The organism is Mesorhizobium bavaricum, from assembly GCF_056781655.1.
Map to the genome: position 1 here is coordinate 129478 of NZ_JBXAYV010000001.1, position 26748 is coordinate 156225.

The window sequence follows — 26748 nt, forward strand, 5'->3', positions numbered from 1 at the left end:
GATTGGCAGTTGGTCTATCCCTTCCTGACGATGGAACGCTCGATCCAGTCATGGCTTATAAGGCGGAGAGCGGCGACCAGAGCGCAGATCAGTACGCGCCTACTACGAGATCGGCTATCGCACCAATTCGAGCGGATCACGATCGATGGCGACACCGTGGCTTTCTTCGAGGGCGGGAAGCCGCTTGAGGCCCGCTACGCCGGCGACGGCTGTGAAATCCTGACCTCGAAGAAAGGAAACCGCATGGGCGTCAAATTTCGCTTCGGCGTCGCCTTGGCCTCCTCACACTTGGTTGGCTGACTCAGCGGGCAACCCGGTCGAGAAAAGCGTCGAATGCGGCAGCGACAACGCGCATCGCAAAGCGATGCTGCCGCCGTACGCGGACAAAACCCTTTTCGATGTCCACAATCCCGTCCTTGGCAAGCATCGCCAAGCGTTCAGCTGAATCGAGAAAATGGATCGGATCAGATCCGTGGGCGGCACAGATTGCCGGCACATCGGCCTCAAGATCGCACATTAGTCGCTCGATGATTGCGGCTCGCGCGCGGTCTTCGTCGGTGAGACGGTAGCCCTTTGACGTCGCCAGACGGCCAGCTGCGATGTGCCGGCAGTAGGAATCCCGTATAACCTCGTTCTGGACGTAGCCCTCGCCGACACGCCCGATAGCCGACGCGCCGAAACCGATCAGGGTTTTGCAGGTGTCGGCCGAGTAGCCCAGCGAGTTGCGCCGCAGGCGACCGGTTTTCTGTGCCAGCGCGAGATCGTCGTCCGGCAAGGCGAAATGGTCGAGCCCGATCTCTCGGTAGCCGGCGGCAATCAGCGTCACGGCAATGGCCGCATCCTGTTCGGCGCGGGCAGCGCTGCCCGGAAGCGATGCCTCCTCGATGAGGCGCTGATTCTTAATAAAGGACGGAATGTGCGAGTAGCCGAACACCGCAAGCCGGTTGGGGCGCATGGCGACCGCCGCCCTCGTGGTCTCGACGCAAGACTGCACCGTTTGATGCGGGAGACCAAAGATGAGGTCGAAGTTGATGCTTGTCACTCCATGCCGACGCAGCATTTCGACGGCAGCCGCCGTCTGCGCCTCACTCTGGACCCGGTTGATCGCTTTTTGAACAATGGGATCGAAGCTCTGCACGCCGAGGCTCGCGCGGTTCACGCCGGCTGCTTGCAAGGCTTCGGCCATATCGGCCGTGAACGTGCGTGGATCGATCTCGACGGCGATCGTAGCTGTTTCCGCAAGCGCAAAGTGGCGGCGCAGGAATTCCGTCAGGGCGAGGAACTCAACTGGCCCCATGAGAGTTGGCGTTCCGCCGCCGAAATGCACATCGCTCACGGGCAGCGCCTGCGGCGCGTGCTCCGAGACCAAACGTATCTCGTCACGCAGCGCCGCCAGATAATTAACGATCGGCGCATCATGGCGGGTGATGGTGGTGGGGAAGCCGCAATACCAGCACTTTGATCGGCAGAACGGAACGTGCAAGTAGAGTGACGCCGGATCGTTAGCCGGTAGGTTCCTGAGCCATTCCTCATAAGCGTCGGCGCCGACCGCCCCAGAGAACTCCGCGACAGTCGGATAGATGGTGTACCAAGGCAGGCGGGCTTCGCGATGTTTTGTGGTCTGCAACAGTTACCGTCCCATGTTGTTGCCTTCCATCCTTACCACTGCGCTCTCCTGTGTCTTTGCGCTATATCAGTCCGGTCCGCTTTGGGCCCGATTATTTCGCAGCGATAGCCCCATTCAGCCTTGGCTGGACAGCGATGGTATGAGCACGCGCTGGTCAGCGACAAGCGCCATGGGTTTCCCGTCGAGACTTTCCCGCACACCGTTTGGTGCTACTATCCTATCCTATCCCCTCCCTTCAGCGTCCGATGGAACGCAGCATGCCCCGTCCGACCAGTCGATTCGGCGTTGGGACCAGACTTTTGCTCGCCGGCTGGTGCGTAAGACGGCGTCACGTAGCGATACCTGGCATCTCGATGAGTTCGTCGTATTAATTGCCGGCACGAGGCTTTGGCTGTGGCGCACCGTCTGTCAGAGCGGGAATTGTGCTCGAGGAGACCGTCCAGCTCCGCCCCTGCCAAGGCTGCAAGCCTGATGAACCAATTTAGAAAGTAGCGCTACGCCAGGCGCATGATCACCGACAAATCGCGCTCCTGTGGCCCGGCAAAGCGCCGGAGTGAAGCGCAACTCAAGCATCGCTCGCAACTGACAATCGAGCGAATTCGCATGTGCTTCCGTAAAAACAAAAATGGCCCATGCACGGCTTCCGATTCAGAGAGGGGCTTACAACGGCTCGTCTCGACCTTCCCGCCTTTCGGAACCACTTTGTCCGGACTAGCTGGAAAGCTGGTGCACCTCGCCACCGCCGAGGTGTGGCCCTTCGCCCTAACGAGGACGCTTACGCCTAGGCATGTCGGCATCAGTGGGGCATCTCGGCTGACGTACCGAGCGGTGCACTCGCATGATGTCAACAATGTCGAGGCTCAAAACAAACAAAAGCTATCGCCATTGAACGATACTGTCGCGAAGCGAACAGACGAACCATGTCCGAAACATTTGCTTTTCGTGCTCAGCTTGACCCTCAGAGCAAAAAAGGAAACGCAAACCAAGGTCCGACGGCAAACTTGAGTGTCAATCGTAGCTTGGTCGTGAGGTTGGCACGTCGCTTGCGGGGTGATTTTCGAAGCCGGTACGCCCGCAGCTATCGGAGATAATCATGGCGATCGACCCAGAAGTGTTTGATTCCTCCCCGGGCATTTCAAGCAGGTGATATGAGAACAACATCTTATCGCGTGGAAGTATGATTCAGATTCATCGCCTCTGTTGTTGAATCATTATTATGACCCGTGCGTCATACTGCGATGGGCGCAGCGCGATGTGCATCGTTTTCGATTGTGGGGACAGGAAGGGGCTGGCTCGTTCGTTGACGTCCCCTTCTTTAATATTTGAACGGAGATCAAGAATGAACATCAGGAGCCTCCTGCTCGGCTCAGCTGCGGCCCTGATCGCCGTTTCCTATGCCCGAGCCGCCGACGCCATCGTCCTGGCCGAGCCTGAGCCCGTTGAATACGTCAAGATCTGCGACGTTTACGGCGCTGGTTACTACTACATCCCCGGCACCGAGACCTGCCTGCGCATCGGCGGCTATGTCCGTTACGACATCGGCCTCGGCGATGTCGTGTCGTATGACCAAGCTAGAACCACGGATGTGAAGACTGGCGAGGCCCAGGGCATATGGCAAAACCACACGCGCTTCACATTCAAAACTTGGACCGGGCAAGAGACCGAACTCGGTACATTGCAGACCTACATCGAGACCCGCATGAACTACGGCAAGCACACCGCCTATTCCGGTTCGGACAGTCCTCGATACTATGCCTTCAGCCAAGGCATCACGTTGACTTTCGCCTGGGTTCAGCTTGGTGGCCTCCGAGTTGGCAAGGACTGGTCCGCCTTCGACATGTTTATTGGCTACGCGGGCGACGTGCTCAATCAGATGCTTATCCCGTACGGCGCCTTCGATACTAATGTGGTTCAGTACTACTTTGACGCCGGTAACGGCTTTTCGGCTGTGGTTTCACTCGAAGAAGGCTCGGGCCTGGTCGGCACCATCGACAGCTACGTTCCGCACCTAGTCGGCGGAGTGAAATACACACAACACTGGGGCGCGATCACCGGCGTTGTCGCTTATGATAGCAACTACGAATCGGTCGCGGGCAAGGTCCGCATCGACGTCGATGTTACCGACCAACTCTCGCTATTCGGAATGTTCGGCTACGGCTCCAGCGGCAAGCTCAACGATGACGTCACTAACGCAATCGACGCTCATGGTCGCGGGTTCTACAAAAGTTGGGGCGGTAACTGGGCTTTCTGGGCCGGCGCCACTTACAAGCTCAATGAGACAACTTCGTTGAATCTTCAGCTCTCGGGTGATCAGCTCAGGAACTATGGTGTCGCTGCAAACGTCGCCTATACGTTTCTTGCAGATTTCACAATTACAGCCGAACTCGACTATGACCGCTACGGCGACTTCGCCGTCGGCAAGGTCGACCCTTCCATTAGCTGGGCTAATGCCAACAAAAAGAGCAGTGTCGGCGGCATCCTCCGTTTCGAACGTTCATTCTAACGGGAGGAAGAGCTTCATCTCGGTGGCCTCAGGCGGCGAATGACGATTATGCGGGGGACCTGCCACGCCTGCGGCAGATAAGCGCTGACACGTTTGCAATCGGATACAGCTGCGATTAGGGCGCGGCCGATGCCCCGCTTGCCGGGATGTGACAGCTGGCAAAGCGTTGCGGCAGGTTTGCTGGCGGTCCCGGCACTTGCGCTGACGCGTGCGGCGCAGTCCGGCGACACGGTGGAGGCCGCCGGCAGATGGGTGGGCGCGTGATCGCCGAAGCAATCGCCGAACTCTGCTAGTATCCCAGCTTCGATAACGACTGAATCGGCGGCGACTCAATGCAACCTTGGCTTCCGGAGACCGCGCTGACCGCCGCCGGCCTGACCGCGCTCGCCGCGCAGGATGCTTCGGACAAGCAAATCACCTGCGTCAAGGCGCCCTTCAAGTCGCTGATCGACCATGTCTTTATCTCGCCCAATCTCGTGCCGTGCGGCCACGATTTCATGATCCTCGCGCTCGACCGAACCATCGAGCGGTTCCTGGAAGTGTCCGATCATCGCCCGGTCCTCTTGCGACTGGCCGGGCCTATCGGTGAGCGTTAGATCCAGAACGAGGTTACACGGGATTCCTACAGCCCGCACATCGCAGCTGGCCGCCTGGCAAAGTCAAAGGGCAACCGTCTCACCGACGAAGACCGCGGCGAGCCGCAATCATCGAGCGAGGACGAAATAGGGACAGCGAAGGGTTTTATCCGCATGCGGCAGGAGGATCGCTTTGTGGTTAGCGCTATTGCTGCGTATTCGATGCTTTTCTCGACCGGGTTTGCCAGTAGGCACAGCCAAGCAGCGTGAGGGGAGGCCAAAGGGATAACCAATCGTCGCTAAACGGCATGCTCCAGCAAATAACGGCAAGGCGGTAGCGGCGCGCTTGAGCCCCGGTTGAAGTGCTTGGAGTTTTTTCCGAATGGGCGAGCGTTGCGACTAATGAAGGCGTCACATCATTCGACGGTGACTGATTTTGCCAGGTTGCGTGGCTGGTCGAGATCTGTGCCCATGAAGAGCGCCGTGTGGTACGCAAGAAGCTGTATCGGCAGCGAGAAGATCATCGGCGCGATAATCTCGTCGGTGGCCGGCAGCACGATCGTGTGCATCGTATCGAGTTTCGATGCGGCTGCCCCTTTTCCATCGGTGATGAGGATAATGCGCCCTCCGCGGGCGGCCACTTCCTGCATGTTGGAGAGGGTCTTGTCGAAAAAGCGATCATGTGGCGCGATGACGATCACTGGCATGTTCTCGTCTATCAATGCGATAGGACCGTGCTTCAATTCACCCGCCGCATAGCCTTCGGCGTGGATGTAGGAAATCTCCTTGAGCTTCAGCGCACCCTCCATCGCCAGCGGGAAATTTGTGCCACGGCCGAGATAAAGGACATGATGACACTTTGACAGTTCGCGCGACAGAAGCTCAATCTCCGGCTGGATGCTGTCCAGTACCTGCCTCATGAGGCGCGGCATTTCGGCGAGGCTCTCGACGAGCGCCTGCACCTCATCTTCGGTCACGGTTCCGCGGGCCTTGGCTGCGTGGATGGCGAGTGCGGCAAGAGCGGCTAGCTGGCAGGTGAAGGCCTTGGTGGAGGCGACGCCGATCTCTGGGCCGGCAAGGATCGGGAAGACCACATCGGCCTCCCGAGCGATGGTCGATTCGCGCGCATTGACGACAGCGCCAATTTTCAGCCCAAGCTGCTTGCAGTACCTCAGCGATGCCAGCGTATCGGCGGTTTCGCCCGACTGTGAAATGAACAGAGCCGCAGACTGCGGCGACAACGGAATCTCGCGATAGCGGAATTCGGATGCAACATCTATTTCGACCGGCAGGCGCGCATAGCGCTCGAACCAGTATTTTCCGATCAGCCCGGCGAGATATGCGGTGCCGCAGGCAGAGATCGCCAAGCTCGGGATCTTGGCGAAGTCGATGCCAAAAACCGCATCGGCACCATTTTCGATGAAATTGATATAATGACCGAGCGCATCGGCGATGACCTCGGGCTGCTCGAGGATTTCCTTCTCCATGAAGTGGCGATGGTTGCCCTTGTTGGCCAGAGTGGCCACGGCCAGGGAGGTCTGGCGCGGACGCGCGACGGGGTGGCCGTCGTAATCAAAGATATCAGCGCCCGTCCTGCCGACAACGGCCCAGTCACCGTCGATGAGATAGGTGATTTCATTCGTGAATGGAGCAAGCGCGATCGCGTCGGAGCCCAGGAACATCTCGCCGTCGCCGTGACCGATCGCCAGCGGTGGTCCATTGCGCGCCGCAATGATGGTCGACGGATCATCCTCAAAGAGGATGGCAAGCGCGTAGGCACCCCTGACGCTTTTCAGCATGGCATGCACCGCCTCACCACGCCTCATGCCCTCCCGGCGGTGCCTTGCCAAGAGATGCGCAAGGACCTCAGTGTCGGTGTCGGTCTGGAACTCGGCTCCCGTCGCCGCCAATTCGTCCTTCAGTTCGGCGAAATTCTCGATGATGCCGTTATGGACGACGGCCACACCATCCGTGAAGTGCGGGTGTGCATTGCGTTCCGTCGGTGGCCCATGGGTTGCCCAGCGGGTGTGGGCGATGCCGATGGTACCACCCAGCGGCTCTTCCTTGAGTCTCCTCTCGAGATTGACGAGCTTGCCCTCCGCGCGCCGGCGGTGCAAGGTGCCCTCGGTGATCGTCGCAATGCCGGCCGAATCATAGCCGCGGTATTCCAGACGCTTCAATGCGTCGACCAGGCGTTCCGACACCGGCCGTTGCCCAACGATGCCAACAATTCCGCACATGTTCTTCTCCGAATTCTTCCCGGCAGCCTTAGCCGACGCAGACGAGGGACGCCGCCCGGCATGCGCTCAGTTAGAGTCTTCTAATGGAATCCAGTCAGTTCGGTAAAATTGATTGTTGGGATAGCCATCATCCACGCCATGGATGAACTAAACCTCAGTCCAATGCGGGTGATGTGAACCGGAGCGTACGCTTCCGCCTTCAACGGGCTGCGCATATCATGGCCGGCGCCCTCACCTGCGTTAATAGCATGCAAGCCGGCCGGAGGAGACGGGGAATACTTGGGCCGAGTGCGAATGGGTAGCCCCAGCGCACTCTTTGATCTCGCCGTTCAATTGTGCGGACGCTGCTTCATGCATCATTCCTCGGTTTGCTTCTCCAGGCCGGACGCAATGACTCCTTTCGGCGACGAGAAGCAAACCCTCTTCCGATCCCTGGGTCCACGCACCACGTCTTGGCTATCCGCATGGGCCGGGCGGCAGGCCGAGAATCGGTTGCCACAGTACCGGCCCATTCAGACGTCCCCTCCAGCGGATGCGCAACAGGCTGGCGTGAGAGATCTCGAGAAACCCGGCCACCGCCTCCGTTTTGCCGACGGGCTGCGGCTTTCCGATGCGCGACAATGGCCACGTTGCGAGGCGAAGGATCCGTTCCATACGCGTATCGGTCACCGTCACGATCCGGGTGAGATTGTTGGCCAAGCCGAATTCGATCATGCCGGCGAAGAGCTCGTAGGTTGCTTGGGCAAGGCCGCCTGCCGCCTTGGGCGTTGATGGGGGCAAATCGAGCGCGAAACGGCTGCTTTCCCATATGTCGGGACTCGCTGGCGCCACAGCCTCACCCAGCAGCGCCGGGAATGTGTCGCGCAACATGGTCGGCCCAGTGGTTGGCAAGAGGCGCACGCAGCCACGAATTCGCCAATCGGATCCCTTGAGCAGCAGATAGACAGGCTTCAAGTCGTCAAAGGTGTCTGTTTCCATTTCGCCTCCGGTCTGAACTTCCCAATCGAGCCTCTCCTTGAAAACCCGATATCTGAGCCCGTGCATCTCTTTGAGCTCGCCTGCGAATTCGCTGTAGAGGCCAGGTGTGATCAGCTGAATCATTCGTCGCCTCCGTGCGGGTTGTGTTCCCGCCATCGAAGGGCAAAGCGCACAGCGATGCAGCCTGTAGACGTTTACAGCTATCCTCGCGGAAGGATCCGGATCTCGCCTGACCGGAGGCAGCCAGCCTGGCAACCGCATGGATCGTCCGAACGCGAGCTTGCTTGGCATTTTCCAGATGGAAGGTCCCCTTGGCCTTTGAGACCTGCTTTCCAAGGCGTATTCGCGAGTTTTATCCATGCCTTTATGGTCTTGGAGAGCGTGGCGGGCAGGCTACACAGTGGGTGGCCGAGAGGTCGGGAATCAGTTGGAATGGAGGAATTCGTCTCGCCAAAGAGGGATCCTTTGCAATGCACTGCCTGCCCGACACTCCCGCTTCAACGTTACGCGCCACATACCGCCGAGTAACAGCCGGACCGGCGACGCCGGCTGTGCTGGTTGTTGGCCTGATCAGCGGCAGCACGGTGAATCTGAGCCACGTCGCCAGCCATTTCCACGGACCGGCGAGCGTAGCCTCCAACGATCGCCGGCGGCGACGCTTCTTCCAGTTTACCAGTTCGACGAGGACTGGCTGGCGTGTACGCTGGTGGCGCGGCTCAACCTACGCCCGCCCTTGCGGCTGTGCCTTGACTGCACCAATTGGAAGCAAGGACATAAGGTTCGCATCAAGGAGCGAGGCAATATGCATCGTCGTAACCTGATTAGAGGATTCATCGCGCTGGGCGTGTGCCCGATCTGCGCCCAGACCGCGCGTGCGGCCAGCGCCCATTGGGGATATGGCGGCTCGGTCGGGCCGGAGCATTGGGCCGATCTGGACACGAGAAATTTCGCCTGTTCGGCGGGCAGGCAGCAGTCACCCATCGACATCGCCGGCACGGTAAAGGCGGATATACCGCGCATCGACATCAGTTGGCTCAAGGGCGGCGGCAGGATGGTGAACAACGGCCACACCATTCAAATCAACATGCCGGAAGGCAGCACCTTGACCCGCGGGGATCGCGTCTACCAACTGGCACAGTTGCATTTCCACGCGCCGAGCGAGCATCACGTGGCGGGCATGAGCTTCCCGATGGAAGCGCATTTTGTCCATAAAGACACAAAGAGCGATACTCTGGGTGTGCTGAGCGCCCTTCTTACGCCTGGCGCGACAAATATCAGCTTTGCCGGTCTCGCCAAGGTCTTTCCGGCCCGGCCCGGCGAGGAGATGGCAGTTGACGAGTTCGATCCCAACGGGCTTTTGCCGGCCTCGCTCGGCTACTGGACCTATGAGGGATCATTAACGACTCCGCCCTGCACCGAAAACGTGGAGTGGATGGTTGCAATGGAACCGGTCGAGGTCGACACCGCAGACATCAAGCGGTTTACGACGCTTTACGCATCTAACGCGCGGTCGATCCGTCCCTCCAATCGGCGCTTCATCCTAGGCCTCAGCTAAGGTCATCGCGCGCGTCAAGCAAAACCGCGGTAACAATCGGGGGGTTTCGAACAGTACGACGCCACCATGGTGGCGCTGGCATCACGATAATGCCCTAGGGTTCACAACAGCATGACCGGATCATGGGGAACTTGTGGGCCGCTTGCTTGCGGAGAACTGGGTGGCTGCTTGATCAGGGATTGATAAATTCGACGCGTCGCTCCCGTGCTGCGAGAACCCTCCTTATACTGGACCAATTAAAATCTCCAAAAGTGGCAGTTTAGTTTGGACCAGTGAACTGCAATATTGGCTTGCAGTCAGGGAAGCGATCGTGACTGGTCGCGCCGGTCATGGATTGCTTGCGCTCGAACTGATGGAGTTGCCTGGATGTTTGAGGGTCCCATCATCGACGGTCGAATTAAGAATATTGCATCGGGATTTAGAGCCGTGAGCGTCTACGTCGATGCCACTTCAGCTGGAGAAGGACGTTTCGATCCCCGATTGCTTGGTGAAGCCTGCGATTTCGCGTTGGCGGATGGCCCGGCTTGGGCAGAAGCTCATCTGGCGAGTTGGTCCGACGCCTACGTCGTCTTTGGCGCGAAGCCTAACCGTACGCCGTGCTCAGCCCAGGCCCTCAGAAAGCGGGTTCTGAAAGACGGCACTCTTTCGACGATCAACCCGATCGTCGATCTCTACAACGCCATCAGCCTGAAATACGCAGTCCCGGTGGGTGGAGAGAATTTTGACGCCTATGTCGGAAGACCCCACCTGACGATCGCTGACGGGAGTGAGACGTTCGACACCATGATGAATGGAGAGGCGGTCAACGATCCTCCCTTGCCCGGTGAGGTCATCTGGCGCGACGACATTGGCGTCACCTGCCGACGCTGGAACTGGCGACAGGGCACTCGAACCCGCCTGAAGACCCTAACAGGCCGGATGTGGTTCGTACTGGAGGCGTTGGAGACCATGCCGGACGATGCATTGGCAGAGGCGACGGATGCCATGGTCGGAGGGCTGAATGCCTTGATGCCTGGCTGCAAAATCGCGAGCCAAGAAATTGCCATCGCCGGATGAGGTTTCCGGTCGAGCGAGTGGATCCATGGCCGCCCGGGGCATCCGGCGCGATCGATCCGATCGAGACTATCAAGGGCTGAGAGAATGAATGTCGATCTCCATCAGTTGCTCATCGTCTTTGCTGCATATGTCATTGCCGCGGGGAGCCCCGGCCCGAGCAACATGCGCATTATGGGGGTTGCGATGGCGCGCGGCAGAGGTGCTGCGCTCATGCTTGCCTCCGGCGTCGTCAGCGGCTCGATCTTTTGGGGTTTTATGGCCTCCACCGGCATCTCCGCCCTGTTGGCCAGGTACGCCCAGGCACTGCTCGTTCTGCAGGTTTTCGGGGGGCTTTACCTGCTATTCCTCGCCTTCAGGGCGGGACGGTCGGCGCTTACGTCGAACGAGAAGCTGGCGGTGCGCGCATCGACCGACCAAGTCGCTCTTTCGCGGGGTGAGCTCTATAGGAAGGGCCTCTTGATGCATTTGGCGAACCCAAAATCCGTGCTGGCATGGATCGCGCTCGTCACGCTGGGGATCGGTCCGAATTCATCGTGGCAAAGCATCGCGGCGATATTGGGTGGCTGCGCCATCCTAAGTGTCACGATATTCTGCGGCTACGCCATTGTCTTCTCCACACCGCCTATGGTGGCTCTATATCGCCGCTGCCGCCGCTGGATCGAAAGTCTGTTGGCGATGTTCTTCGCGTTCGCCGGGCTGCGTATGCTGCTTTCCCGTATGTAGTTTCGAAAGGAATGGATGATGACTTTGTTTCGCGGCCTGTCGGCGTTCCCCCTTACGCCAACCGATGCGGAAGGGCATGTCGACACCGAGGGTCTGGCTCGTTTTCTCGAGCGTATTCAACGCGCCGGAGCGGACTCCATCGGCCTTCTGGGGAGCACGGGCGGTTATGCTTACCTCACCAGGGAAGAACGCAAGCGTGCCGTTCAGGCTGCCGTGGAATGCATCGGCGGCAAAACGCCTCTTGTCGTGGGTGTGGGTGCATTGCGTACCGATGAAGCTCAGGCTCTGGCGCGCGATGCCAAATCCGCTGGCGCTGACGGCCTGCTCCTGGCACCGATGTCCTACGTTCCCCTGAACGAGGACGAAGTCTTCCAGCACTTCGTCGCGGTGGCCGAGGCGGGGGAATTGCCTTTGTGCATATATAACAATCCAAGCACCACGCGCTTCACATTCAGCGACGCATTGATCGCCCGGCTGTCAGAGGTGTCCAACGTCGTCGCGGTGAAAATGCCTCTGGCGGCGAATGACGATTACGCGGGGGAACTGGCACGTTTGCGGTCGATGACGCCTGACACGTTCACAATCGGATACAGCGGCGATTGGGGCGCGGCGGATGCCCTGCTTGCCGGATGTGACACCTGGTACAGCGTTGCGGCAGGTCTGCTGGCGGTCCCGGCGCTTGCGCTGACGCGTGCAGCGCAGTCCGGCGACGCGGAGGAGTCCACTCGGTTGAACCGCGCTTTCGGGCCGCTCTGGACCTTGTTCAAACACTACGGCAGCTTCCGCGTTATGTTCGTCATCGCCGACTACCTCGGTCTGGCGCACGTCCAGCCACCGCGCCCTATTTTGCCGTTGCCGGAAGACGCCGGAGATGAAATTAGGCAGGCATTGGAGAAGCTCGAATAGCCGAGCACAGGGCATGCCCAGTGCCACTGCTAGTTAGGCACCCGGCGCGCGGGCGTTCCGCGCACCGTTCGAGATGGAAGTTGGGCGGCGCAGAATTGGATCGGGTTGGTCGCGCTTTGGCTTTGCGGTCTCTTCTGTGGTGAAATGGTCGCAACGTTATCGTGCTCCGGTAGCGCCGGGAAGATGGGCGGCCATCGCAAACGCGTTCGCATCGAACTTTCATCCGCGACCAAACGACCGGAAGTAGAATTTCGAGCTGATCGTAGGCCGCTCGCTGCCTGAAGCCTGAAGAGGGTGCTCCGCGCTACATCGGTTTCGTCTATGGCTATGATCGCGAGCCGCAACGGCGCATTCTCGACCATCTCAAGAAGCAGCCCGTCCAAGCCAATCAGGATATCACCTTCATCACCGACTGTGGGGAAGAATCGCCGACTGGTTCCATATCACCGTGCGCATCAGGGTCCTTCGGCAGTTCGTGCAAGGGCTCGAAAACCAGGATGAGCAGACCGGACAGGACCTGCTCGAAACTCTGCGCAGGATCAAATGGCATCTCTGGCATGTTGACGTCTATCGGGCCCGTCACGAAATCGCCGACCTGCAATTCGACGCGGAAGGTCTCGAAACAGGCTAGCCGAACATGCGCAAGTTCCTGACCGCCATCGGCGAGTTCACCAGGCCTACATCGCCTCCAACAGTGCCAGCCTGATTATTACGGCGAGCGTTAGCGGTCCGGAGATCGCATCTCTTCGGCCCTCGTCAAGGCCACCGTCAACGCCGTTCCAAGCGGTTCGCCAACAAGCGGCAGATGCAGTGGAGCAGGATCGGCGCACATCTTCTGCTGCAAACCCGCACGCAGATCCTCGATGACCGTCCCGACGCGCTTGGCGTGCAGCCCCTCACCTCGCCCGCGCCCCGCGGTGGTTCTTGCCAAGAGACGCTCGCTCGCATCTAACGAAAACCGCCGCTGCATTTAGCTGCATCCATTGTTCGGATGCGTGCGATCCAAACAATCAATTTGTTCAATCAGCTTCTTGAAAGCTAACCCTTGTTTGGTGGAACATGGGCTCTGGTCGTCGACGCTGGCTTAATGCAGGGGCTGCACGCAGGAGATACAATGCACAGAGATCGCAAGCGGGTTAGCGGCATAATGGCTGGCCGACCGGTGTCATCCCCAGGCTGCTGCAGCGTGCGGCTTGTCTGTCCCTCCATGATCTCTCGGAAGACAGTTCCGAATACTGCGACCGGTTGCCCGCCTTGTGTGTCGCCTCGATCTCATAACCGATGGTGAGCTGCTCAATGGGCTATCCTTCACCGGATAAGAGATGAAGTGCGAACGCTCCTCGGGGATCATGCCGATCGTACGTACGTCCTGCTTACTCTGGTCAGGCATAGAGCGCAATTTGTTGGCCCAGCTATGAAACTCTTGCCGGAAGTTAGCTCTGCCGCGTGCGTGATGGCTTGAGCGGACTGACGCAACGAAGGCTCACGAGTATTCGGTTCCTGCCGTCATTATGACGAGACTCAACGGTACCTTCAACATCGGCGTGGTTCGACTCGCCGCGCGAAAACAGGCAAATCTCGATTGAATCCGTCACGCGGTGTCAGCCTGGCATTGGTGCCTTCCCTTCTCAACAACTATCAAATCAGCATTCACGGATAGCCCAGTTTCTCACGTGCCGTAACGCCGTGCCTTCAGTTTCCACGTTCGCGTCGAGCTCGCGAGTGGCCAGAGTTCGGAACAGAACGGTCGAAGTCTAATCGCCGCGAAATTCAACGGAGGGTCAGCGGGGCCACGGGGGCAAAGTGCGACGGTGTCTAAGCCGTCTTTATGAGGGGAGAGGTACACATGGTTTTCCTGTTCCAGCAGCATCCGGCCGCACACCGAAGCAATGAGGAGCTAGAATTTAGATCAGACTTTCGCAAGGCGCGCACCGCGCATCAAACGCCGTTTCGTTGTGAAAAAAGGCTCAGTACCGACAACGTTTTTGTAATCGCCCTGGCGGCCTCGTTTGCGCTCTTGTTCGGGATACAGAGGCAGGACCCACAGGTCGACGAGGCGGTCCTAAGTGAACTGCGAACGATTCAGATCAACTACGCATTGCTCCAGCGCGATGTCGCCCGCGCTCGAACCGACATGGTATTGGACTTCCGCCCCGTTGATTCTACCCTCCAAGCATTGCAAAGGAACGTTACAAACTTGCAACGCCTTGCCGAGATTTCGCCCGATGAGAGCTCCGGAGCGCACTCCATGTTGCTTGCACAGCTCAAAAAGTCCGTCGAGAACACAGAGGCTGCCATCTCGGCAGCGGCTGCGCAAAATGAGCTTCTGCAAAGCTCTCTCGTACGGTTTGCTCGCTCGGTTAATCGCCTTGAGGGGGCGCCGTCCAACAGGCTTGAACTCTCCAATTTGATCCTTCAGTTTTCGGCCAGACCGGGATTCAGCCTCGCATCACAGATCGATCAGTCTCTCAGCCGACTTCCTCCGAGCCAGGACCAAGCCACCCACGATGTTGTCCGCAACGGCCGCGCTATCCTGTCCGCGTTGTCGAGAGTGGACCGCGCAGCCGATCGGATCGCATCCTTTAACACGTTCGCCAAGGCCGCCGAACTGGAGCGCGAATATCTGAAAGACTACAGCTTGGCCAGCGCGCAAGCGCAGCGCACACGACTTTTCTTTGGCTCGGTGTCCATATGCCTCTGCTTGTTTGCGATCATTCGGGCCTTCAGGCTGCATGTGCGGACGAACCGGTTGGAAAGGCGGCTGGAGCTTGAAGAGGCAATGCGTGAGATCGAAGCTCGCTTCAACCAAAGTAAAGCAAAGAACGCGTCGCCGCGCTTTTCAACCGAAGCAGCGCTTAGACTTGTTCAACGCGCTTTCGACGCGGATCAATGCGCGCTTGCTCAGGTGGATCCGAGTCTCAGCAGGCATACCGAGTGCTTTGTGACGAACACGTGCATGCGTGTCTGGAACGTCGCGCTTCTTGATGAAGTCGTTTCACTTGTCCGCGCCGGACGGCCAGTGTTTCGCGTCGTTCCGGCGGCGGAAATGGTTCGCACCGCCCTAGACACTTCCGGTGTTTGTCAAATTGTTGCTTGCAGGGCCTCCGATCAGCAGGCTGTGGTTTGCATCCTTGTTTTTGAACGAGATCGCTCACTCCCCTCAGCAGGCGACCTGTGGGTTCTTGCCAGTGCCATTGGGCGTTTGAGCAACCATCTTGAAATGCAACGTGTAAATGCCGAACGCGACCTTCTGGTGAGTCGATGGGAGCAGGTGGAAAGGCTGAGGACCGTCGGCACGATCGCAAGCGGCGCCACACATGAGTTCAACAATATTTTAGGCGCAATAATCGGATATTCAGAAATTGCCCAAGGTCTGGTGCGTCGCCCCTCCAGAATATGGAACCACATCGACCAAATCATCTTAGCTGGACACCGCGCCAAGCTGATCGTTGACCAGATCTTGTCACTCAGCCGAAACCGCAAGCGCGTTGCATTGCCTTTCAACGTCTCCGAAATTGTCATGGATCTTGCGCCATTGCTGCGGGTTACAGTTCGTGCGGGTGTTCAGTTGAACTTCAAGATCAACGAGTGGCAAACGGTGGTCGAGGGCAGCCCAACCGAGATGCAGCAGATCCTCATGAATCTGTGCAAGAACGCGTCGGAGGCTGTCTTGAACGAGGGCCGCGTCGAGGTTAGCGTTTCTCGCGCCCAGGTGTGCCAAACCAAGCCGCTGGCTCAGGGCACCTTGAGACCTGGAGATTACGTTCTCCTCTCCATCAGCGACGATGGCCCAGGAATCGCAAATTCGATACTTCCGCATGTCTTTGAGCCCTTTTTTACCACGCGCTCTCTCGTCGGCGGGACCGGGCTGGGTCTTGCTGCGGTTGACAGGCACGTGAGCGCGCTCGCAGGATGCCTAGACGTCACCTCGGTTGTTGGCCGAGGTACGCGCTTTGATATCTACTTGCCAGCCTCCGAGGAGGAGCCAGTCAGCGCTGACGTCACTTTCGGCCCATACAACGGATCACCGGCCAACGGCGGAATCATTGCAGTCGTGGAGCCCGATCCAGCAGAGTTGGAGATTCACAAGGACAATATCGCCGCGCTGGGTTATGAGCCGATCGGCTTCGCGACCTTCGAAAGTCTTTGCGGCTGGATCGAGAGCGGGAAGGCAGCTGACCTGCTGATTTTGGCGAAGACGCCTTTCCTCGAGCGAGGACGGGCAGAGTCCGTATGCCCGGCCATCATGACGGTGCCTTTCATAGTCATCGGTGACATCGACCCCATTCCGGTCACATCTGACAATCAGGCCTTCGTCCTTCGGCTAGCGAGACCGGTCTCGTCCAGGACAATAGAGCATGCGATACGTATAATGATGATGGCGTGATGCCGCCGATCGCTCATTCTATGCAAGTAATGTGAGAAGGCCTGGCAAAAGACATCGAAGCAGAACAAAACGACGCGTCGCATCACAATGGACTTATCGATCCCGAGACGTTGTTCTAGCCTTAGTGCTTGTTAAGGAGGTCGGCTACTGTCTCTCCCCGTCGCCGGGCATCGGCGGCGAGCCATACCTCTCCCACCTCGTACAGGTCACCTTGGGTGTGGAACGGCACAATGACGTCAACGGCAGCCGACAGCATGTCAAGAAGCGTTCGATCTTCCACAGCGGCTCCTTGCGGGCTGCTCTTGACGAGGGAAAAGAGCTTTTTGAAGCCCTGGACCGGATCAGCCCCATGGATCGTTGATATTGATCCCGCATGGCCGGAGACGACTTCGCTAAGGTAGGCCCATGCAGCATCATCGCGCATCTCGCCGAGCAATATTCGATCAGGGCGCATGCGCAAGCTCGCTTGCAGCAGTTGCTCGGCTGTCACCGCACCTACGCCGGCTCGGTCCTTCGGATAGAGTAACCGGACATGGTTCTCGTGCGGGATTACAAGCTCCAGCGTGTCCTCGATACTTATCAGTCTCTCTTGCGGGGGTATAGCGTTGATCAAAGTCTTGCTCATTGTCGTTTTGCCGCTTCCAGTAGGTCCGCAAAGCAGCATCGTGAGCCGTCCCGAAACACACGCTTGCAAAAACTTCTCCAAGTCACCATCGTCGTATTGCTGAAGAATAGTTTCGTCCTGCCGCTCTTGGCGCTGTTTTCGTGACCGCCATTGATTCCAACGTGAGTATTCGTAGCGAGAAGAAACTTCCTTCAGTTCGGTCACACGACTTGAAGGACGCCGTATCGTCAGGCTTACTGTTCCTGAGGGAACAGCGGGCGGCAAACAGATCTGCAGCCGCTCTCCGTTCGGCAGCTCAGTCGCACAGAGGGGGCTTTGCGGTCCGACATCTTGCTTGCGCAGCGCTCCAGCGAGAATCGCGATGTCCTCCAGATCGTTATAACCTAGCGGTAGCGGATGTTTCGTGAAGACGCCGGCTTGTCGCACAAACGCTTCCCCAGGCCGGTTGATAGCGACCTCTTCGGTCCTCGGCTCCTCAAGCCATTTCAGAACGGGGTCGAGAAGCAAACGCAATTGAGGGTCAGCCTCCGATCGCATTGTTGTCTCTCCGGCGTTGGCGATGTTGGGGGGCTGGCGCCACGACGGTTGCCGTGAGACCGTATACATCCGAGAAATCGAGGTCGCGAGCCACAAAGATGGATACAGCATCTCCCTGGTTTTTCTTCAGGGTTGGCGGGATGTTGACCGTCGCTCTCAGTGTCGTCTCGACGGCTTGTCCGCCATTGCTCTGGAAGCTGTTGATGCCGCTTCCTCCGCCAGAGCTCGCCGCGTATTGACCGGCCGCCTGGAACGCGCCTTGAAGGACGCTCATCAGCATTGCTCCGCCAAAGCGTTCCCGGAAGTGATTATCCACCGTGCCAGGCACTCCGGAGCGGCCGAGCTCGTCAGCGCCCGGCGATGCTATCGAAACGAGGGCATGGTCAGGTGTTTCGATGCGCGTCCACAGCACGAAGACACGCGCATCCCCCTGTTCGAGACCATGCTGGATCTCGCCAATCACGGTCGTCCCACGATCCAAGAGCACGACATTGTTGGTGGCGCCGCGGACGTCTTTAGGTAAGACGCACTTCACATAACCGGGTAAATTTGTGTCGACTGCCGTTTGCAAAAGGCAAGGAATGATCGTTCCCTGAGTAATCACGAGATCAGGGTGCGGCAAAAGTGTGGCCCGGCTCGGCTCCTGTATGTCTGGCTTCAATCGGCCCGACAGATCGCCACCGATCGAAATCTCATCCGCGGTCGCGGGAGCATCCTTGTGGTCGTCTTCGCTCCGCTGAGCCACGTCGGGCTTTTGACTGCTGCTGCTGTAGGCGAAAATTGGTGACTCCTCGGGCGGCGGTTCAGCTGCCGCGGGTTGCGGCGTGGATGGCGCAGGATCTGCCGCCTGCGCCGCCTTTGCAGGTGCTGGAGGTTCGGGAGCAAGCTCAATAGGCACGGGGCGGAACGGCTCGGCGTTCGGGGAAATTGGCGGGTTTGGCTGAGATGGTTCGTCTTGTGTGCTGGGACGACTTCCGAGCCAGATGAGCGACAGAGATGAGATGAGAACAAGACCGGCGACGGCCAATTTCTGTGATCCCGAAACATGCCGGCGGGCCGGCTCCGAGACCAACGATCCGGATGCATTTACATCGTGTCCCGACTGTGGGCCGGTTTCATTCATCGGCCCGAGCCTTTCAAAACGCGCCACACGTCGGGTCTCACTGTACCGGTGCCCGGCGCTCGTCCAACAGGATCATATGCCCTGTTGAAAATCGACAATACCGTATTGCCATCTCTCAGACGCCATTCCCGGGCGACTGCGGATACTTCAACATAGTCGCCTTTGACTGTGAAGTTGGCAGCGGCTTCCTTGCCGTCGGGATTGATAATGTAGAGGGAGGGTATACGGGAATTGCTTGCGAAGCCAAATACGGTGGTAAAGCCATTGTCGAAAACCTGCAGCGGCGCTAGCGATCGATCGCCCTTTGCGACGTAGTGAAAATTGCTTTCGTCGGAACTGGCAGTTGTACCGGGCCGATTCAACAAATCCTGAACCCTCTGTTCCTGCAGCACCTTTGCCCGGGCCTGACCAAGAATCGAGCGCTTTTCTGCTGCCTGTCTCAAAGCAGCGGCCTCATCACCGGGATAGGTGAACTGCACACTGTAGTATAAGTCAGGTTGCTGCTCATCTAGTTTTGGCATCGCTCTCGTTGAAATGCTGAAGACATATCTGCGGGTACCGGACTCACTGTCGGCCAGAACGACGACCGGCTGCGGCGGCAGGATCCGGCTGGCCTTAAAGAACAGGTAGTTGGCGCGTGGGAGCGCAGCCAAGTCTTTGCTATTGGAAACGGCCACGGCTGCGACGGTCTCGTTGGCCGCGAATGTGACGACCAGCGTTGCCCCCACCGCGGTCGACAGGCGCACCACTTCGTCGGGACGGTAAGCCAAGTAGCGCATCCGCGCATCATGCTTGCCGGCAAGCGGGGTGTCTTCCGCGGAAGCCTCCAGCGTTAAGAGTAGTGAACAGGCCAGTGCGAGAAACGCTCTTTTTGTCATGGCTGCACGTCACCCAGGTTCGACACGCTATCTTCCGAGGTTTGATAGGAAGTGACGAGTAGACCTCCCGGATTGGTGAGCCTTGATTGGGCAGGCAGATCTGTCAGGCGCTCGTAGCGGATGGTTGCTGTCCAGGTGGTCACCAACGGCATCTGCCCATCGATGGAAAGGGTGCGTTTGTATCGGATCTGTTGAACGTCCGGACTGATGTCGTTTGAGGAAATATGCCCGATTTCGAGCTTGCCGAGCTTGCCGACTGTGACTTGCGGCGAGGTGGGATTCGGATAATTGAAGAAATCTTGATATTGCTGCCGCACAGCCGGTGCGCTGAAACTGGATACGAGGTCATAGCCGTATTGGGCGGAATCGGCTGTGTAGCTCTCGCGCAGGCGTACATATTCCCACAGCGAAGCATTTATGACGGCTCGCTCTTGGGTTGCCGGCAGTCGAGAGACTGACACTTCGCTGTCAACTGTTCCATCCGGGCGTACCCAGAGGAACACAGGTACGAGCTTGGCCAACGGGACCATGGCAGCGATGGTAAATGCCTGCGCAACATTTCCTAGGACCGCCGCTGCCGCAAAGGCTATGAGGGCCTTTGACAGGCGCCGCGCAGACTTCGCTCGTGAAGTTTGAAACGCTTCCACCTTCTTATAGTGGGCGGCTAGCGTTTCTCTCTCCACCAGAAGGGCATGTTCAGGAAATTTCACTTGGGCTCTTTCGCACATTCGACTTGAAGATCTTCAGGGGAGGTTTCCCATTGTCCCACGTTCAGTTGGAATGGCGAACCCGTGCAGGTCGCAAGCTTATCGGTTGTCTTGCAGGCCGCCAAAGCCAGTATTGACAAAAGTAGATAGTATTTCATGTTGAGGGTACCGCGCTTGTCGATTGATTAACCACCTGCCGTTTTGGCAATGCGGCGATTGAGGCTGCTAAGAGATTGGTTCGCACCTGCCCAAGAACCGCCGGCTATGCTGCTGGCGATCGTCGGAAGCGCGACGATCAAAGCGTCACCAGCTAGGAAAAGCATATCGAGCTCGTAAAGCCCGATGATCTTGGCTGCTGTCGTACCCTTGTATTTGATCACCGCAAGCATGACTCCCAGCGCGACTGATTCTGCCGCGATAACTATCGTTGCAACGATGTTGAGGAGGACAAGCAGCAGCCCGTATGAGAGCAGTTGGCCGATCCATCTGGTAGCCATGTCTCGAGTGTGATCAAAAAGATAGCCTACAAGAACGAGGGGGCCGATCGCCAGGAGCACCTTCGTCAGAATTCCAACGGCATCATAGATCTCGAACGCTGTCCAGAGCGAGCCGTACAAAATCCATTGCGCTCCCTGGAAGGCAAGTATGTCCTGCTGATTCATTGGCCCAATTTCGGAAGCAATCCGCTGAAAGGCACTCTGACTTGACGCGAACATTACGTCGAGCTTCTGGGGGATACCGATGAAGGGCAAGGTGCTTCCGCTGATCTGGTGGGCAAGCTTTGGAATCGTGTCGTCGAAGACCGATTCAATGTACAGCTGATAGTTGGCCTGCCCTAAGATGAGGGCGACGACAATCGATACCGTGACTACGCGCGAGATACCTCCGCGCGCGTCGACTTGACCGCGCATGACCAGAAAGCCTTGGATTATGATCCAGAGCGTGACGCACGCAACCAGAGGCGCACTGACCGCCTCTTGGACGTTTCCAATCACTTTGTGCAGCCCCACCGTAAAGGCCCCATGAAAGATCGCGTGTATGGCCGTGAATGGCGCAGGAATTCTGAAAACCATTGCGTGAACCTTATTTGCCCCTGATCAGCGCAGATGAGCCAGATGAACTAAGCGTCGCTACTCAAACATTCTGGCGGTGTCCTGGCGTTCGCGACGCTGCATCGCGGCCTCCTCTGCGGCGTGAAGGCTCGCTTGTGCAGTGGCCATCGTCAGCAGACTCGTGGCCTGGACATTTTGGATAATCGCATCATGAATCTGCTTGAGGACCAGACCGTTGGTGACGGTGGCCTGCACAATATTTCCCGAGCGGGAAAGCTGACCAAGCGTGTTGTCGTTGGCCTTAAGGCGCTTGTCCATTACGCCCAGAGTGTCGGACGCAAGAGCTGCGGCATTGATGGCACCAGCGATTTGTCCCTGTAACAGTTTCGCTTCTGAATCCGTGCCGTCGACTTTCCGGTTTGGGTTGTCCGCAATTGCACGCGCTTTAATCGAAGTTGGCGCCTGACCCTCAAACATCTGCCTCTCAAGCTGATAGCCCGACGGGTAGTGATTTCCTTGGTTCAGTGAACTTAGCAGCCCCGTGACACCGAATGACGACTTTAGTATCTCCACCATTTCCATCGTGGAAGCGAGCGTCTGGGCTGACTTTATCAGGATCTGCGCAGTGGAAACCGCTGTTAAGCCCGCTTGTGTTACTACCGCCGGGTCGATGACGACAAATTGCGACCGGGCCTGTCCGCTAAACAGAAAGGAAGCGGCAAGCGTCGTTGCTGCAAGCGTGGGAAATCTCATGAATATTCCTCCGTTAGTCTTGAATTTCGTTGTAACGAGCCATGAACTTGTCGAGCCACGCACTTGGGGCATCTCCGTGCTGGTCACGAAGCTGGTCGACGAAGCGCACGGTGTTGGCCCGTCCCGAGAGTACGGCTACATACTCGCGCATCTGGCCAAGATCGAATTCGCAAACAACACTCCCGCTCTCGCGCTTGAGCAAAAACTTGCGGCTGCCAATTGCCATTCCCTGGCGGATTGCTTCGAACTCCTGCGTGGTGCACTTCAAGCCATCGACATACGCGGCCCGGTCGGCCGTCGGTGATGGGTAGAAGATCTTGGTCATGCATTGTGCAACGAGACTGGCTCCGAGGGGCGATTCAAGCACGTGTTCAGGCTGCTGCGTTGCGAGTATCAACATGCCGTTGTTCTTGCGCACGGTGAGCAGGAACTTGTCGATAACAGCCGAGAACTGCGGGTTGAGCAGATAGAACCGAAATTCGTCGCAGCTCATGACGAACCGACGGCCATCGACAACAGCGCCCACGCGGTGCAGAAGATATGCGGCGGCCGGCGCACAGACCTCCTCAAATTCCAGGAGCTGCGTCATGTCGAAGCCGGTAATGGAGGCATCCAGCCTGACTTCGTCCTCATCGCCGTCAAAGGCCCATCCAAGCGCATTCCCTCTACACCACCGCTGCAGCCGTGCTCCCGCGCCCTCCGAGGGGCTGTGCAGCAGGAATTCGCGCAGGCCCGCAAGTGAGCGCATGGCGGGTTCGAACGAAAGTTGACGAAGAATGCCACGTTCCAGTCGACGGCTTTCTTCCGGCGAGATCGGACCACGGCCGTCACTCTCGATGAGGGCCATCAGCCATTCGCGCAGAAAATCCAACGAGGCGGAGGTGTTGTCCAGTCCGCGCAGAGGGGCCAAGCCGCTCGGAGCGCCTCTGCGCAACGCAAGGTATGTCCCTCCCGTGGCTCGCACCAGCAGTTCACCACCCCGGTCTTTATCGAAAAAAACGATGGCGCCATTGCGATCGACCACGCTTTGCTCAAGCATCGCGAGGATAAAGGTCATCAGCGTCGTCTTGCCTTTGCCGACGGGTCCGAATATCGCCGTCATGCCGACGTCATTCTCATGGGGGATGTAGTCGAAAGACGTTCCACCGTTTGTGCGAAAGCGCGCAACAGCTTTGCCCCAGTGGCCGGAGCTGGAACCGCTGGGGAAGTTCTCAAATGAGACAAGCCCGGCAAAATTGTACGAGGTGATCGCCCCGGGGCGCGTGCGCCACCTGTTGTTCCCCGGGAGTTGGGACCAGTACGCGGCCTCCATGCCGATACCCTCTTGGACGATAACGGCGCCTGTGTCGGCCAGCCTTGCGCGCGCATTTGCTGCGCGATCGGCAAGGCTATTGAGGCTGTCGCCATAGACGCACAGGCTCAGATGATGCGAACCCATGACGAACTCGTTGCTTGCCAGTGCGTCCTCTGCCTCGGCAAGTTCATTGATCTGGGTGAGAGCCTTGTCGCCGGCGCTCGTCATCTGGCTGGATTTAAGGCTAAGCTTCGCATGAGCTTGTGGCCGAGTGAGGAAGGAAAAGCTCTGGCTCAGGACAAGCGGGAAGTTGGCGGACAGTAAGGGATTTAGCATGCCTGGCCGCGTCGTCGCCGGATATTCACGGAACGAAAACAATGATCCCACGGAGCTATCCCCGGGTCTTCGAATCTCAAGCGCCCGCTTCCCGCAGATGACCCGATCAGTGTAGATCGAGGCGCCAAGCGAGCCGGTAACCATCGGAACCGGAAGAAACCGGCAAGTCATTATCAGCCGAAGCGCCTCACCAATTTCCGTGAAGAGCACGTTGCCTTTCTCGCGAATACCCAACCGGCGCAGACCGTAACCGCCGAGTGAGCCAGCAATGATCTGCCAGAGGTCCTCCAGGCTTCGCAGTTGTGTGGCCAGATCGTTGTCATTCCGTCTGGGGGATTTGGCAATGCGCCAGCCGATCTTACCGATTGCGGTGCGGGGGGACACGACGATAGTGAGGAAGTGATCGTTGCGAAAGAGCTTGCCCGACAGCACATGTCGCTCATAGGCCTCGCTCAGACTGCCAGCAAATGCACTTTGAAACTGGCGCGATGCCGGCTCCGGCACATCGTTGTTGCGCACAAGATGAGCGTATAGCGTGACATTGTCATCCGCGATGTTGCGCAAGAGAGTGTTGAACGCGCGGCAGCGCGAATTGCGCATCTCTGCGTCTTCCAAATCAAAGGGCAGGCCGTTCACGTGTGCCATGGCCATGATCGATCCGTCTTCCAGCAGGACAACCTGATCGCTGAGATGACCGACATACGGAAGATAGATCTCGCCAGATCTCTCGGTCCGGCCACTGGCGCCAAACATTACACCATTCCTCTTCCGCGTTTCGGCACTCTGATCGGATTGACGCTGACGCTCGCGCCACCCCAGACCGGCCCGTCCACGCTTCTGCCGGCCGTCTGCAAATAGAGGAGCGCGACGCTTGCGGCGTTATAGTCACGCTCAACCACCAGCCGTGCCCCGAACCAGAGTGGCACGAGCACGATTTCATAAAGTGGGTTTTGAAGGACAATGATGACGAGACCAGCCAACATCATCAGCAATCCGGCCAGCGTCAGCGGCACCCCCAGAAACAGTGCGGGACGTGTCGCCGCCACATAGAGGGTGCTCACTTCCAACCGGTCGCTCATCAGCCACCGCCTATGAGCGCCTTGCCCAGGAAGCTTGCGCCGAACATGATGACGATCCCTCCAACGACACCCGCAACCAAGCCAAGTGAAGCACGACCGAACATCCAAGAGATGCCGATGGCCACGAGTCCGAGCACGGCCAGTGATTGTCCGAAGGGGCCAAGTATGAAGGTGCAGATATTCTGGACCATCTTGGCGGGATCCGTCCCTCCGGTCACCTGAGCCGAGGCTGGCCCGATGGAGAAGACCGTCCACGCGGCGCCTGCAGCAGCGGCCGGTACATATTCAGCCGTCGTGCGCAGCATGGAAAAAGGCGAAGGAACACGCGTTTTAAGCGCACGAAGTATTTTGAATGGCTTCATCATTGTATCTCCATGGTTCAATCGAATACGAGTTTGTTCGGGTTCGAGGGTTCCCGCTCTTCCGCAGCCTGGCTGCCTGTCGGACCGGAGGGATCGGCCCCGGAGCGGTTTGACTCATACGAGCCCCAGATGTCCCAAGAATTTTGGTTGGGCTGCTTTCCATTGGCCTGTTGGCTCTGTTGGAGCAGAGGCGGCACGGCTTTCCGACCGGATGCCTCAAGGTGTGGCGCATCTGGGGCGGTCGGCTCCAGCGTTCGCTCGAGATGACTCGTGATGTCCTTTGCGGCCGACTCGACCTTGCGTACATAACCGTTGGTGAAGCCACGCGTGACGTCGCCCGTGTTGTAGGCCGAGATGGCACGGCGAAGCGCCAGTTGCTGCGCCGGAGCAGTCGTGCCGCCGGCATACCGGCTTTCAAGCAAGTGGGCGGCGGCCGATAGCGAGGCGCAGGGCTCGAAAGCCTTTTCCGGCGTGAGATTGAGGAAGGAAAAGTTCTTGCTGTTTATCTGCATCAATCCGACATCGACGGAATGTTGTGCTTCGAGGCGGTTCTTGATGCCCCGCGTCGCTTCCAGGTGGTCTGTCCAGCGAAGCTGCTCACCTGTGGTGTTGTCATGAGCCACCAGCGTTTCAAAGCCACTTTCAATTTTGGCAATCGCGGCGAGCGTGGACGGCGCAACCCAGGGAGCGCATTTGCGCGACAGGCGGTGGAATTCACGGGGCGAAAGTGGCGCGGGCTCGGCTGGGAATGACATGGATGTCAACAGGGCGATGGCCAGCGGCCAAGCTGCAATAAACATTCCTATCCCCTACCTTTCCAAGCGTCCGGACCGGTTCTGGCCCTGTCCGGCACGCGCTTATCGGGCAGGTTTGTTACTGCGTGATGTTCAAGTTCAGCTTTTCGGTTTCAACTGAAGCAAAGAGCTTGTTCATATCCGGGTGCATGGGCACCTTGCGCATGCGCGGGTTGCGCGGGCGCGATCAGCCGGCACATCTCGACCATCGTGGTGGATCATTCCTGCGCGGGATTGCCCGCCCCGGCCGTCCGTTGCTCCTAAAGCGTCAACCGCGACTTAGCATGGGCGGTGATGGAATCTTGTGTCAGCGCCTGGCCGAAGGACAAAATGGGGAGCTTGGCGGCTTCGTCTCAGGCTGCGGAAGCTGGGGTCGATCGAACGCGAGAACCGACTAGGGCGCCGAGCTGCCCAATGTTGCGGCATGCTGCCGTTGTTGCAAGAGACGGCCATGCGCCCTGCATACTCAGGCATTGGTTGAAACCGCGAGTTCGTCCGCGAAGCTCGTCGGAGGCGCAAATACGCGGGGACGAGGGTCAACTGGGAAGACGTGGCGGCGCAGCCGGCCTGGTGCGAGACCTGGTTCAGCTGTTCGGCCGCGCCGCGAACTGGTGGTCACGCACAATCCCATCGGCAGAAACCGCAGGCGGATTGACGC

At 58.4% G+C, this 26748-nt stretch carries 22 protein-coding genes and 2 pseudogenes; 10 read left to right on the top strand and 14 right to left on the bottom strand.

Going from position 1 to position 26748, the window contains the following annotated elements:
* Positions 1–9: 9 nt before the first annotated feature.
* The gene (locus AC1RZR_RS33420; RefSeq protein WP_481829451.1) at positions 10–300 is read left to right on the top strand and encodes a ZinT/AdcA family metal-binding protein; all 291 of its coding nucleotides are present in this window, start codon (positions 10–12) and stop codon (positions 298–300) included.
* Position 301: 1 nt separating this feature from the next.
* Here the strand turns inward: AC1RZR_RS33420 and hemN are convergent, their stop codons facing one another.
* Positions 302–1627: an oxygen-independent coproporphyrinogen III oxidase gene (hemN, locus tag AC1RZR_RS33425; protein WP_481829452.1), complete on the bottom strand. Its 1326-nt coding sequence runs from the start codon at positions 1625–1627 to the stop codon at positions 302–304.
* A gap of 1339 nt (positions 1628–2966) precedes the next feature.
* Between hemN and AC1RZR_RS33430 the strand changes: the two genes are divergently transcribed.
* Positions 2967–4130 (top strand): porin, encoded by a 1164-nt coding sequence (locus tag AC1RZR_RS33430; RefSeq protein WP_481829453.1) that lies wholly within the window; start codon positions 2967–2969, stop codon positions 4128–4130.
* Between the two features lie 332 nt (positions 4131–4462).
* The gene (locus AC1RZR_RS33435) at positions 4463–4726 is read left to right on the top strand and encodes a hypothetical protein (protein WP_006329192.1); all 264 of its coding nucleotides are present in this window, start codon (positions 4463–4465) and stop codon (positions 4724–4726) included.
* A gap of 395 nt (positions 4727–5121) precedes the next feature.
* Here AC1RZR_RS33435 and glmS read toward each other — a convergent pair whose 3' ends face one another.
* Both glmS and AC1RZR_RS33445 read right to left on the bottom strand, forming a co-directional pair.
* Positions 5122–6945, bottom strand: coding sequence for a glutamine--fructose-6-phosphate transaminase (isomerizing) (glmS, locus tag AC1RZR_RS33440; protein ID WP_481829454.1), 1824 nt, complete (start codon positions 6943–6945; stop codon positions 5122–5124).
* 456 nt (positions 6946–7401) lie between these two features.
* Positions 7402–8046: an acyl-homoserine-lactone synthase gene (locus AC1RZR_RS33445; RefSeq protein WP_481829455.1), complete on the bottom strand. Its 645-nt coding sequence runs from the start codon at positions 8044–8046 to the stop codon at positions 7402–7404.
* Positions 8047–8725: 679 nt separating this feature from the next.
* Here AC1RZR_RS33445 and AC1RZR_RS33450 point away from each other — a divergent pair.
* From AC1RZR_RS33450 to AC1RZR_RS33480, 7 genes and pseudogenes are all read left to right on the top strand, one after another.
* Positions 8726–9478, top strand: coding sequence for a carbonic anhydrase (locus tag AC1RZR_RS33450; RefSeq protein WP_481829456.1), 753 nt, complete (start codon positions 8726–8728; stop codon positions 9476–9478).
* Positions 9479–9844: 366 nt separating this feature from the next.
* The gene (locus tag AC1RZR_RS33455) at positions 9845–10534 is read left to right on the top strand and encodes a B3/B4 domain-containing protein (RefSeq protein WP_481829457.1); all 690 of its coding nucleotides are present in this window, start codon (positions 9845–9847) and stop codon (positions 10532–10534) included.
* Positions 10535–10618: 84 nt separating this feature from the next.
* Positions 10619–11257, top strand: coding sequence for a LysE family translocator (locus AC1RZR_RS33460; protein WP_010914002.1), 639 nt, complete (start codon positions 10619–10621; stop codon positions 11255–11257).
* An 18-nt stretch (positions 11258–11275) separates the two neighbouring features.
* Positions 11276–12163, top strand: a complete 888-nt coding sequence (locus AC1RZR_RS33465) for a dihydrodipicolinate synthase family protein (RefSeq protein ID WP_481829458.1) — start codon at positions 11276–11278, stop codon at positions 12161–12163.
* Between the two features lie 112 nt (positions 12164–12275).
* Positions 12276–12370: pseudogene (locus tag AC1RZR_RS33470) on the top strand (IS630 family transposase); the annotation flags it as partial.
* Between the two features lie 40 nt (positions 12371–12410).
* Positions 12411–13028: pseudogene (locus tag AC1RZR_RS33475) on the top strand (ISKra4 family transposase); the annotation flags it as partial.
* Positions 13029–14009: 981 nt separating this feature from the next.
* Positions 14010–16550, top strand: coding sequence for a two-component system VirA-like sensor kinase (locus tag AC1RZR_RS33480; RefSeq protein WP_481829459.1), 2541 nt, complete (start codon positions 14010–14012; stop codon positions 16548–16550).
* Positions 16551–16671: 121 nt separating this feature from the next.
* Here the strand turns inward: AC1RZR_RS33480 and virB11 are convergent, their stop codons facing one another.
* Genes virB11 through AC1RZR_RS33535 form a run of 11 tightly spaced genes read right to left on the bottom strand, consistent with a single transcriptional unit; the run spans position 16672 to position 26096 of the window.
* Positions 16672–17712 carry a P-type DNA transfer ATPase VirB11 gene (gene virB11, locus AC1RZR_RS33485; protein ID WP_027033436.1) on the bottom strand — a complete coding sequence of 347 codons (1041 nt, stop codon included), beginning with the start codon at positions 17710–17712 and terminating at the stop codon, positions 16672–16674.
* Positions 17696–18835, bottom strand: coding sequence for a type IV secretion system protein VirB10 (gene virB10, locus AC1RZR_RS33490; RefSeq protein ID WP_027056318.1), 1140 nt, complete (start codon positions 18833–18835; stop codon positions 17696–17698). The genes virB11 and virB10 overlap by 17 nt, the downstream gene beginning before the upstream one ends.
* Positions 18832–19713, bottom strand: a complete 882-nt coding sequence (locus tag AC1RZR_RS33495; protein WP_006329153.1) for a TrbG/VirB9 family P-type conjugative transfer protein — start codon at positions 19711–19713, stop codon at positions 18832–18834. The genes virB10 and AC1RZR_RS33495 overlap by 4 nt, the downstream gene beginning before the upstream one ends.
* Positions 19710–20423, bottom strand: coding sequence for a type IV secretion system protein VirB8 (locus AC1RZR_RS33500; RefSeq protein WP_481829460.1), 714 nt, complete (start codon positions 20421–20423; stop codon positions 19710–19712). The genes AC1RZR_RS33495 and AC1RZR_RS33500 overlap by 4 nt, the downstream gene beginning before the upstream one ends.
* Positions 20420–20578 (bottom strand): type IV secretion system lipoprotein VirB7, encoded by a 159-nt coding sequence (locus AC1RZR_RS33505; RefSeq protein WP_080680416.1) that lies wholly within the window; start codon positions 20576–20578, stop codon positions 20420–20422. The genes AC1RZR_RS33500 and AC1RZR_RS33505 overlap by 4 nt, the downstream gene beginning before the upstream one ends.
* Before the next feature lie 27 nt (positions 20579–20605).
* Positions 20606–21493, bottom strand: coding sequence for a type IV secretion system protein (locus AC1RZR_RS33510; protein ID WP_481829461.1), 888 nt, complete (start codon positions 21491–21493; stop codon positions 20606–20608).
* A 57-nt stretch (positions 21494–21550) separates the two neighbouring features.
* Positions 21551–22225: a TrbJ/VirB5 family protein gene (locus AC1RZR_RS33515; protein ID WP_027033431.1), complete on the bottom strand. Its 675-nt coding sequence runs from the start codon at positions 22223–22225 to the stop codon at positions 21551–21553.
* Between the two features lie 13 nt (positions 22226–22238).
* Positions 22239–24608: a type IV secretion/conjugal transfer ATPase VirB4 gene (gene virB4, locus AC1RZR_RS33520; protein WP_027033430.1), complete on the bottom strand. Its 2370-nt coding sequence runs from the start codon at positions 24606–24608 to the stop codon at positions 22239–22241.
* On the bottom strand, positions 24608–24934 hold the full coding sequence (locus tag AC1RZR_RS33525) for a type IV secretion system protein VirB3 (protein ID WP_006329140.1): 327 nt from the start codon (positions 24932–24934) through the stop codon (positions 24608–24610). The genes virB4 and AC1RZR_RS33525 overlap by 1 nt, the downstream gene beginning before the upstream one ends.
* Positions 24934–25299, bottom strand: a complete 366-nt coding sequence (gene virB2 / locus AC1RZR_RS33530; RefSeq protein ID WP_032925931.1) for a pilin major subunit VirB2 — start codon at positions 25297–25299, stop codon at positions 24934–24936. Before virB2 ends, AC1RZR_RS33525 begins: the two co-directional genes overlap by 1 nt.
* A gap of 14 nt (positions 25300–25313) precedes the next feature.
* Positions 25314–26096 carry a type IV secretion system lytic transglycosylase VirB1 gene (locus tag AC1RZR_RS33535; RefSeq protein WP_027033429.1) on the bottom strand — a complete coding sequence of 261 codons (783 nt, stop codon included), beginning with the start codon at positions 26094–26096 and terminating at the stop codon, positions 25314–25316.
* Positions 26097–26748 lie beyond the last annotated feature (652 nt).